This window comes from Actinomycetospora sp. (genome assembly GCF_055612215.1).
The window spans coordinates 1-2,690 of sequence record NZ_JBVPVA010001029.1; the positions used below are offsets into that span (position 1 = coordinate 1).

At 70.4% G+C, this 2,690-nt stretch carries 3 protein-coding genes; 1 reads left to right on the forward strand and 2 read right to left on the reverse strand.

The window, feature by feature from the left end:
* Positions 1 to 461 (forward strand): hypothetical protein (locus AC0CYZ_RS27885; protein WP_472221361.1); only part of this gene is annotated, 461 nt, incomplete at its 5' end.
* Between the two features lie 705 nt (positions 462 to 1,166).
* Here the strand turns inward: AC0CYZ_RS27885 and AC0CYZ_RS27890 are convergent.
* Together AC0CYZ_RS27890 and AC0CYZ_RS27895 are read right to left on the reverse strand one after the other, a co-directional pair.
* A complete protein-coding gene (locus AC0CYZ_RS27890; RefSeq protein WP_472221362.1) occupies positions 1,167 to 1,334 on the reverse strand; it encodes a hypothetical protein in 168 nt (55 codons plus the stop codon).
* Positions 1,335 to 1,454: 120 nt separating this feature from the next.
* A partial coding sequence (locus AC0CYZ_RS27895) for a TSCPD domain-containing protein (RefSeq protein WP_472221363.1) occupies positions 1,455 to 2,690 on the reverse strand: 1,236 nt, incomplete at its 5' end.

Sequence of the window (2,690 nt, forward strand, 5' to 3'; positions counted from 1 at the left end):
CGGCGGGCCCCGCTCCTCGCACGCCGACGCGGGGCCGGTTCGAGGACCGGCCGGGGCACCTGCTCGCCGAGGTCGACCTCTCCGTCGAGGTCACCGACACCCGGGGACGCCAGACGCACGGCCGGCTGGTCGGGACCGGGCACCGGCTGCGCATGGAGGTCGACGATCCCGCCGTGGTGATCGCCGCGACCGGGCGCGGGGCCACCCGGATGCTCGGGAGCCGACTGGCCGACGCCGGGATCCGCGCCGAGCTCCACGGCCGGCGCGGCCGGGTGGCGAGGGTCGACCCCGGACGGACCAGCCGGCTCGGTGGGCTGCTCGCCGGCAGCCCCCACGTGATCCTCGACGGGTCGGGCTGGCGGCTGGCCGGGCGGGGACTGCTCCCCGGCCGGCGTGCTCTCCTGCTCGGGGCCGCCGGCGTCGGCGTCGCCCTGGCCGTCGCCGGGATCGCCGCCCGCTGACGTCGGGCGACCGCCGGGTCGTCTCCGGCAGCCCCGCCAACCGTGATCGCGAGGGTCCGACCCGTACTGGTGCGGCTCACGACGAACCTCCGAGCAAAATGCTCAACGACCTATGGCTACGCCACCGTGTCCAAGAATCGTCGCTTTATCCGTTACCGTGTAGCCCCTGGAATCGGATGTGGCGGTAGCATCACCGGGTCACATGGGATGCCGGCTCGGCCGGTACTCGTGCTGGCCGAGCCGGCATTCTGCACTCGGCTAGCCCGCGGACCTCCGCGGGTCATTCCCGTAGGAGTTCCGGTAGGCGATCGTGCCGTCCATGTTGTGTATCAGGTGGCTCGGTGCGAGCCGCCATCGCCAGCACACGGCCAGCGGCTACGGCGTGATCTTTGGACGGGAAGGCCTGGATGCTCCGGTGGCTTCCCTCGACGTCGTTGTACCAGTAACCGCCGCGGTAGACGGTGTGGATGTAGCCCTGGGCCACGAGAGCCCTCCTCGCTCGTACGTCGCTACTCGCGACGCACGTCCCGAGATTCACTCGGCCGACTTCCTCGGCTGGGCCTGGTGTCACGCAAGGCCGACGCGGGGGCGTGATCACGATCGGGACCAGATCGACTCCCGCCCGAAGCGCGAACGCCGCCCGCATCGTTTAGGTTGCGGGACCCGGGATGAGGCCGGCTGCAACGGCCTCATCCCGGGGACCTGCTACTTCTCCTTGCGGACGCCCTTGAACGGCTCCTTCGAACCGTCCATGTAGCGGCCGGTCGCGGTGTCTCGCTTCGTCCAGTCGCCGTTCGGCGTCTGCGACTGCGACCGACCCCGGACCTCGCCGCGGCGATAGCCATCGCCGGTGTTCTTGGCCAACTTCCTCACCCCCTCCCCTCTCGGCCGCCCTGCATCGCACAGGACGAACTCCGACAACCGGCGGGGACCGAGCGAGCCCGGCCCCCGCCGAGTCAGACGATGTTGCAACGGCTGCAACATCGCTCGCTTTCAGCTGCAGCCGCTGGTGGAGCCGCAGCCCTCGCAGACGTAGCAGGAGCCGGCCGGACGCATCTTCGTGCCGCAGGTCAGGCACAGCGGCGCGTCGGCCGCCTTGCCCTGCTGCAGTTCGAGCAGCTCGGTGGAGCTGCCCACCGAGATGTCGGCCCGACGCGCCCCGGTCATCTCCGTCCCGCCGTGGGCGGTCCCGGTCTCCGGCGCCGCGTCGAGGGTGGTGCGGAGCTCCTCGACCACCGGCTCGACGGCCGGCGCCGACCCGTAGTCGGCGGCCACCTGCGCGGTGCGCTCGTCCGCGGAGAAGATGCCCAGCTGGGCGCGCTTCTCGTAGGGCAGGTGGTCCAGGGCGATCCGGCGGAACAGGTAGTCGACGATGCTCGTCGCCATCCGCACGTCCGGGTCGTCGGTCATGCCCGCGGGCTCGAAGCGCATGTTCACGAACTTCGACACGTAGGTCTCCAGCGGCACGCCGTACTGCAGCGCGATGGAGATCGCCATCGAGAACGCGTCCATGACACCCGCGAGCGTGGAGCCCTGCTTCGACATCTTGACGAAGATCTCGCCGAGTCCGTCGTCGGGGTAGGAGCCCGCGGTCATGTAGCCCTCGGCACCCGCGACGGCGAAGGACACCGTCTCGCTCGGCCGCTTCTTGGGCAGCCGCTTGCGGACCGGGCGGTGGTCGGTGGCGGCCACCTCCGACGTCGTCGTCGCGCTCGACGACGCCGTCGTGCCCGAGGACAGCGGCTGCCCGACCTTGCAGTTGTCGCGGTAGATCGCGAGCGCCTTGAGCCCCATCTTCCAGGACTCGAAGTAGATCTCCTCGATCTCCTCGACGGTGGCCCGCTCGGGCATGTTCACCGTCTTGGAGATCGCGCCGGAGATGAAGGGCTGGACCGCCGCCATCATCCGCACGTGGCCCATCGGGGCGATCGCGCGCTCGCCCATCGCGCAGTCGAACACCTCGTAGTGCTCGGGGCGCAGGCCCGGCGCGTCGACGACGTGGCCGTGCTCGGCGATGTACTCGACGATCGCCTCGATCTGCTCGCCCTGGTAGCCCAGCGAGGCGAGCGCCCGCGGGACCGTCTGGTTGACGATCTGCATCGAGCCGCCGCCGACCAGCTTCTTGAACTTGACCAGCGAGAAGTCCGGCTCCACCCCGGTGGTGTCGCAGTCCATCATGAAGCCGATGGTCCCGGTGGGGGCGAGCACGCTGGCCTGGGCGTTGCGCCA